Here is a 6837-nt window from a genome sequence, read left to right as displayed (position 1 = left end):
CGGTGATGGTTTTAGGATCTCCACAATCACCTTGAAACCTTACACAGTCAGGTATTAATTCCCCTTGCCCTGACAAAATAAGCGAACGTACAGTAAACTCATCAATAAGGGTAATTATCACTGCTGCCGCAGGTACTGCAAGCAGCACACCAATAAATCCAAATAGCTTACCCATTACCAAAAATGTTACAATCACCATCACTGGATGGATATTAACTTGCTGACCCATCACCAAAGGCTGAACTACATGGGCATCTATTTGATTCATTACAAAGAAAAGTATCAACACAAATACTAGCTTTAGCGGTGAAATACTCAATGCTACTAATGCTGGTAAAAAAGCACCAATAATCGAACCAAAATAAGAAATTATTTCAAATAAACCTGTAATAATCCCAAATGGCAGTGCTGACGGAATCCCCAAAATCAAATGTCTTTAAAAAGCTGATTCCCTATCTATTGCTGCTAGCAACCCTGGTATTTACCTTTGGCGAACCGTTCAAAAAGTGGTTGCTGCGTCAAAAGCAGAATACATCACCGGAATCTGTACCGTTGTTTAATTTGGTATTGGCTCAACTAGCGATCGCCATCTATGGCGGTTTCTTTGGTGCAGGTTTAGGGATTTTAATGCTGGCAACTCTGACATTTTTAGGTATCAAAAGTATTCACAAAATGAATGCTTTCAAGACATTTTTTGGGAGTTGTATCAATGGTATTGCGATCGTTCCATTTATTTTTGCAGGTGTGATTGCTTGGCATCAAGCTATTTTAATGGCAGTCGGTGGTTTTCTTGGTGGGTACTTAAGCGCCCATTATGCTCGTAAACTTGAACCCCACTTAATTCGGAAATTTGTCATGATTGTTGCCTTCAGCATGACTGCTTACTTTTTTATTCACGGTTAAGAACTGGGAACTACTCAGGAGTGATATATGGAAGCATTAAAAAAATCACGAGTCATGATCCGGGCTTTTAGTTCCAGAAATTTTCGCCTGTACTACACAGGTCAGGCAATTTCTTTGATTGGTACGTCAATGACTCAAGTGGCTATTAGTTGGTTAATATATCGCCTCACCGATTCCGCTTGGTTACTTGGTCTAGTGGGATTTGCCAGCCAAATTCCCACACTTTTATTAATTCCTCTGGGTGGAATCATTGCCGATCGCTGGAATCGTCACCAAATTCTATTAGTTGCCCAAATTCTAGGAATGCTTCAGTCTTTAGCTCTAACGTGGCTAGCCCTAAGCGGTACGATTAATATCGAGTACATTGCAATTCTTGGTGTCCTGCAAGGAATTATCAACGCCTTCGATATTCCGACTCGGCAAGCATTTCTTCCCGAAACAGTTGGTAAGGAAAATCTTGGTAATGCCTTTGCCTTATACTCTTCCCTGGTGAGTGTGACCAGTATGGTAGGTCCTGCGATTGCAGGCTTATTAATTGTAGCGCTGGGATCGGGGCTATGTTTCCTGATTGATAGCATCAGTTACATCGCTGTAATTATTGCTCTGCTAGCAATACGGCTGACATCTAGAAAAGCCGTTATTTCCAAACGCAAACCCTTAGAAGAATTAAAAATTAGTTTTAAATATGCATTTGGGTTTTTGCCAATTAGATCAGTCTTAATTGGTTCGGCTTTAGTTTGCTGCGTCTGGGGATTTTATTTAGCTTTGGGGCCGATTTTTGCCAAGGAGATTTTGCAGGGCGGCCCTAATACCTTCGGCTTCTTGATGACAGCTTCCAGTTTGGGAACCTTAGCAGGTGGTATCTATTTAACCAAGCATAGCAATATATTGGAATCGGGTAAAGTTCTAGCTTTGGGTATAGGTTTTATGGGGGTAAGCTTAATTGTCTTTGCCCTATCTCGTGTCTTCTGGCTTTCACTGCTTTCATTATTTGCAGATGGTTTCGGCTTTATTTTGCAGATTATTGCCGGACGTACTTTGCTTCAGTTGTTAGTGAGCGATGAAAATCGCGGGCAAATTACCGGTCTTTACGTTATGGCATCTACAGGCGCAGTACCTATAGGTAACTTAATATCTGGCGCACTAGCAAGCAAAATTGGTAGTAGCAATACTGTCATCCTTGGTGCAAGTATTTGTATTGCAGGCTCAATTTTCTTTATGCAGCAAATCTCCACCTTTCGCGATCTGGTTCGTCTGAATTTACGTACTGAAGGAGCTTAAAAGAAAAATAGCTCTGACGATTTAAAAGAGTGCATAATCAGCCATAACATCAAAAATTGGTAACAACAATGACTACTATAAATGACCCTACTGTTTTAGCTGAAGTAACTGATTTATCCCTCAAGTATGAAGAAGCGCTTTCTAATAACAATTTGGAGGTGCTGGATAGCTTGTTTTGGGATGCGCCCGAAGTAATACGGTTTGGCATCACAGAAAACCTCTATGGCAGCGATGAAATTCGTAACTTTCGCCAGAATCGACCAAACCCAAAAATAGAGCGAGAAATCTCGAATCTCAAGGTTGTAACCTTTGGGAAAGATGCAGCAACAGTGACTTTAGAGTTTCGCCGCAATATTAATGGTGTAGAACGTTTCGGGCGACAAAGCCAGACTTGGTATAGGTTTCCTGAAGGATGGACGGTGGTTTCAGCCCATGTTTCATTATTGCCAGTGTCACTTTCAAAACTATGACTAGCATTTTTAGTTAGACATTAGCTTCCAGAAAAGATAGTGAGTGCCGATAATACTAGCTTCACCTGATTTCAAATCATTAAAAATAAGGTTCTTCAGCACTTGTTATCCTAAATTGTTAGCTAATCAAGATTAGAAAGCAAAAATAATTGTATCAAATAATAACTGGAGTATTTAAGGATTAGATGCAATCAACCAAGCCCAATGCAACACCCTTAGCTGAATGCGTGTTAACCAATGGTTATCAAAATTTGGTCAGATATGATGCACCATTACCCCAAGCTAGCGATCGTAGGCTGTGGAGGGCGGTTTTAACAAAGGCACAAAAGAGGCGATCGCTTACGGTAGACGCGCTTTCACAAAAATACTCTACCGAGTTATTCACATCAATAGAGTATATAAATTTACTATAATCATCTTTTACTAGATCTAGTTTATACTTTTATAACTATTTACACGTCTGTACAAATACTGGGAATCTTGCCTACAGTGATCATCTTTGGCACTGCATGAGGTCAATCACTCGTTAATCTACTCTCATCACTGCCGCTATCTTCTGACACGCTTTAATTAACCTGGTAGATAGTGCTGTTGACTGCTATTAACTTGGCGATTAAGAGAGACAGAATCAGCCGCAGATATCCCAGAGAAATATCCGTCTTTTGAACCAATTGATGGTGCCGCCATTTGTTTAACTTTCACCTTGTTTAGATATGCTTCTAACTCAGATTCTAGTTTTTCGTAGAGCGCTTGCACGATAATAGCGGGTACTGCAACCGATTCAATAGTTCCAGCAATCCCTTGATTTTTCTGTTGATCCCGATTCTCAAGAATCCTACTTACAAGTCTATTAGCAGCACCTAATTTAAAAGCATTTCTAAAAGCGCGATTGCCTACGGCTTGTTTTGCCAGTCCTTCAATAGTTTGTTCAAGATACTCAAACTGAATCCGAGTAGAGGTTGTCCCTCTGTTCCACCGATGCGTAAAAAGCATCCATATCAACGTGAACTATTTTCCTGGTTCTAGCGAGAGATTCTTGTCCCAAGCGTAGCTCCACCACAACTAGTCTCGTTTTTTACGCACTATGCCACGAGCAAATTAAATCCTGGTTAATGAAGCGCAAGCTAAAAGCCTTGAGTGCAGGTTAGCTCTTTTAAAAGACCCTGATACTGTTGGCGAATTCTCTCAGATTAATTGATTGATCAATAATTGGGCTGTGCTTGAATCTGACAACTGGAGAGGTTTAAGAACCAAAGGTTTGTTTCATTTTTGAAAGAAGCTTCGAGATGGACTCCCCGTAGATAATAGAACCATGCATTGTTGCAAGGTACTTAATGGGTAGCTTCTCTATTGCCTCAATTCCTCGAGTGAAGCTTTTCCCTTCAGACATAAACCCAACTTTTTGCTGAAATTTAATAATAGATTCTGTAAGATCCTTCTCGGTAATAGGCGACTCGAACTGACCAGGATGAGCAGCAAGATCGGAACAAAAAAGGATCTGCTCTTGCGGCTGATAGAATAGACAACCCTCCCATCCATGAGGAAAATGGGGAGTTTCAATAAGTATAATATCTCTTTTGCCCAAGGAAAGAGCAAAGTTATTTTTAAGAACTGTTGTTGGTCGCAATGCAAAGTCATCCATGTTGGATTGATTCAGAGGACTCACAATTGTTTTGGCTTCAGGAGCTACTTCAAGCCATTGATTAAGCGCTTCGCACTCATCAGCTTCAAGGTGACACAAGGCAATGTAATGAAGTTTTGAAGCGTCGCAGACAGACGAAACAAGCTGATAAGTTTGCTCGAACCAATTTGAGCGACCTGTATGAATAAGCATCGGGCGCTCATCAAGGATAAGGAATTGACTGAAAACAAACTTTTTATTATTTGAGATAGAAAGCTTATATATATTAGGAACTATCTCATCGATGCGCGTGAAGTTAGCATTGAAATGTGTAAACATCATCTGAGGGGGGTAAAAAATATCTGATAAAATCCAATTTTTATTGACAATTACAAATCGTGTTTTTAACTCTCTATTATTAGTAGCGGACACGGACTGACTATTGCTTGCTTCACCCCGATTACTTGATGAATGCACAATAGTTATGTTCAGTAATCAGCAAAGATGAGCATAACAGTCAGAAGTTTTGAATATGGGTAATTACATAGACATTGTTAGGATAGTAGCAAAAATACTAAAAATTTTCTTCCTAAATTGGTAAGATCATGACCAAAAATTGCACAACATTCCTCGAACAAAGCTTTATGACAACATTACAACATTACTTAAACCGCTTCTATCCAATCGCACAATATAGACCTGCACTCGTCTGCAAACTTAACCCAAAGAATAGCCACTGCCCCAGGTATGCGTTCTGTGTAAGGCTCACCATCAGCTATCCCAATAGCCTCACCAAGCTGGGAGACTAACTCACTGTAGAAGTCCCCAGCGCTATCTAGCCCAAGGTGCATTTTGAGCTTCAGCCCCAACGAGCCTTGTGAAGGAAGACTTTCAAGCTCATTTAATGTTTGGGGGATTGATTGCGATATGTCAGTGAGTGGTGTAGGCGAGCGCCTGACTAGTACAGCACGGCGGAAATAAGCCAAGTATTAGATGGCCAAGACTTTACCCTTATATGTCCACTTAAAAGGTTTGGCCATTGTTTTATTAAAATAGTCGATAAATTCAAGAATTCGAGTTTTGAGGTCATCCTGACTTTTGAAGCTGGCACGCTTGAGTAATTTCCGAACCAAAATACTGAACCAAATCTCAATTTGGTTGAGCCAAGAAGAATGTTTGGGTGTGTAATGGAAAACAATTCGATGTGTTGGATCAGTTAAAAAAGCAGCACGGGATTTCATGGATTTGAGGATGCCGCTTTTGCCCTTAATACCCAAGTCAATATTCAAACCTTCTCTTTGTGTAACCAAACGAACCAGCGACTCAGAGGAGTGAGTATTCAGACAATCCATGATTAAATGCCATTTTTTGGCATTGGGGTCACTTTCAATAATTCGACGAATATTGAGGAGATAATCGGATTCGGTTCGGGAATCTCCACAATTAGGCTCGATAATCTTACCAGTGGCAACATCAAAATTAGCTATTAAAGTTTGTGTCCCATGACGAATATATTCAAATTCCCGTCTTTCAACTAAACCTGGCCGCATTGGTAAATCTTTTTCTAGACGCTCAGTAGCCTGAATCCCAGTCATTTCATCAATGGATATTGTCCGCTCTCCGTTTTGATAACGTTCAATGGCGTTGATGTATAAACCAGTAATATCTTCAACTTTTGCGTCAAATTCTTCGTCCACAGGGGGGGGTTAACCAGTAGCGACTCTGGTGGGGTTTAAGTTCTGCTTCTTGTAATAATCTTCCCAGATGACGGACGGATATGCTTTCAATTATCCCTTGTTTGATAATTTCGTCTGCTAATTCTCTTGGTGTCCAATGACTTATTGGTCGTCCATAGTCGGACGGTGGTGAACATGCAAGGGCGAATAGTTCGATTACTTGCTCCATACTAAATTTTACTGGTGCGCCAATACGCTCTAAGTCTTGTAATCTCTGCAAAATAGACAACTCTTTATCGCTAGTTTCACACCATCGGTTTCGCCATAAACGAGCCATATCAAGACTTATATCTAATATCCGCGCAATTTCACCATGATTTTTCCCCTCTGACGCTAGGAGAATTATTTTTGCACGTAGTACTAGTTGTTGCGCGGCATTGTGTCGGTTTACCAACTGTTGCAGTTCTGAGCGATCGCTCTCGTTCAAATTTAATACTTTTGGAGCTAATCGTGCCACACCTGCTTCCCTTGTTTTCAGCCTAAACTGCTTTGACTCTACTTTCTTAGTTTCTCACAATAATACTTGGTTTATTTCCGCCGTGGTGTACTAGTTGTTGCGCGGCATTGTGTCGGTTTACCAACTGTTGCAGTTCTGAGCGATCGCTCTCGTTCAAATTTAATACTTTTGGAGCTAATCGTGCCACACCTGCTTCCCTTGTTTTCAGCCTAAACTGCTTTGACTCTACTTTCTTAGTTTCTCACAATAATACTTGGTTTATTTCCGCCGTGGTGTACTAGTTGTTGCGCGGCATTGTGTCGGTTTACCAACTGTTGCAGTTCTGAGCGATCGCTCTCGTTCAAATTTAATACTTTTGGAGCTAATCGT

The 6837-nt window shown here is 40.6% G+C and carries 11 protein-coding genes; 4 read left to right on the top strand and 7 right to left on the bottom strand.

What is annotated here, in order from left to right; translation table 11 throughout:
• The coding region (locus tag V7K67_RS14585) for an AI-2E family transporter (protein ID WP_335167106.1) at positions 1–424 on the bottom strand (424 nt) is incomplete at its 3' end.
• On the opposite strand from V7K67_RS14585, the gene V7K67_RS14580 reads away from it, so the two are divergent.
• The 4 genes from V7K67_RS14580 to V7K67_RS14565 all read left to right on the top strand — a co-directional run bounded on the left by V7K67_RS14580 (position 400) and on the right by V7K67_RS14565 (position 3067).
• A complete protein-coding gene (locus V7K67_RS14580) occupies positions 400–903 on the top strand; it encodes a sulfite exporter TauE/SafE family protein (RefSeq protein ID WP_335167104.1) in 504 nt (167 codons plus the stop codon). The two genes, V7K67_RS14585 and V7K67_RS14580, sit on opposite strands and share 25 nt — an antisense overlap.
• A 27-nt stretch (positions 904–930) precedes the next feature.
• The gene (locus V7K67_RS14575) at positions 931–2184 is read left to right on the top strand and encodes an MFS transporter (protein WP_335167102.1); all 1254 of its coding nucleotides are present in this window, start codon (positions 931–933) and stop codon (positions 2182–2184) included.
• A gap of 68 nt (positions 2185–2252) precedes the next feature.
• Positions 2253–2654: an oxalurate catabolism protein HpxZ gene (gene hpxZ / locus V7K67_RS14570; protein WP_335167101.1), complete on the top strand. Its 402-nt coding sequence runs from the start codon at positions 2253–2255 to the stop codon at positions 2652–2654.
• Positions 2655–2839: 185 nt separating this feature from the next.
• Positions 2840–3067: a hypothetical protein gene (locus V7K67_RS14565; RefSeq protein WP_335167099.1), complete on the top strand. Its 228-nt coding sequence runs from the start codon at positions 2840–2842 to the stop codon at positions 3065–3067.
• Positions 3068–3224: 157 nt separating this feature from the next.
• On the opposite strand, the gene V7K67_RS14560 is transcribed toward V7K67_RS14565, so the two are convergent.
• The 6 genes from V7K67_RS14560 to V7K67_RS14535 form a co-directional block, all read right to left on the bottom strand.
• Positions 3225–3647: a hypothetical protein gene (locus tag V7K67_RS14560; RefSeq protein ID WP_335167097.1), complete on the bottom strand. Its 423-nt coding sequence runs from the start codon at positions 3645–3647 to the stop codon at positions 3225–3227.
• A gap of 250 nt (positions 3648–3897) precedes the next feature.
• A complete protein-coding gene (locus V7K67_RS14555) occupies positions 3898–4707 on the bottom strand; it encodes a hypothetical protein (RefSeq protein WP_335167095.1) in 810 nt (269 codons plus the stop codon).
• 233 nt (positions 4708–4940) lie between these two features.
• Positions 4941–5126 carry a hypothetical protein gene (locus V7K67_RS14550; RefSeq protein ID WP_334729068.1) on the bottom strand — a complete coding sequence of 62 codons (186 nt, stop codon included), beginning with the start codon at positions 5124–5126 and terminating at the stop codon, positions 4941–4943.
• Positions 5127–5264: 138 nt separating this feature from the next.
• Positions 5265–5972, bottom strand: a complete 708-nt coding sequence (locus V7K67_RS14545; protein WP_335167093.1) for a transposase — start codon at positions 5970–5972, stop codon at positions 5265–5267.
• Positions 5956–6468 carry a helix-turn-helix domain-containing protein gene (locus tag V7K67_RS14540; RefSeq protein ID WP_334732316.1) on the bottom strand — a complete coding sequence of 171 codons (513 nt, stop codon included), beginning with the start codon at positions 6466–6468 and terminating at the stop codon, positions 5956–5958. Before V7K67_RS14540 ends, V7K67_RS14545 begins: the two co-directional genes overlap by 17 nt.
• A 46-nt stretch (positions 6469–6514) precedes the next feature.
• A complete protein-coding gene (locus V7K67_RS14535) occupies positions 6515–6655 on the bottom strand; it encodes a hypothetical protein (RefSeq protein WP_335167092.1) in 141 nt (46 codons plus the stop codon).
• Positions 6656–6837 lie beyond the last annotated feature (182 nt).

The organism is Nostoc sp., from assembly GCF_036917155.1.
Lineage (GTDB): Bacteria > Cyanobacteriota > Cyanobacteriia > Cyanobacteriales > Nostocaceae > Nostoc.
The sequence above is the reverse complement of the archived record's forward strand: the minus strand, read 5'-3'. Positions and strand labels throughout refer to the sequence as shown.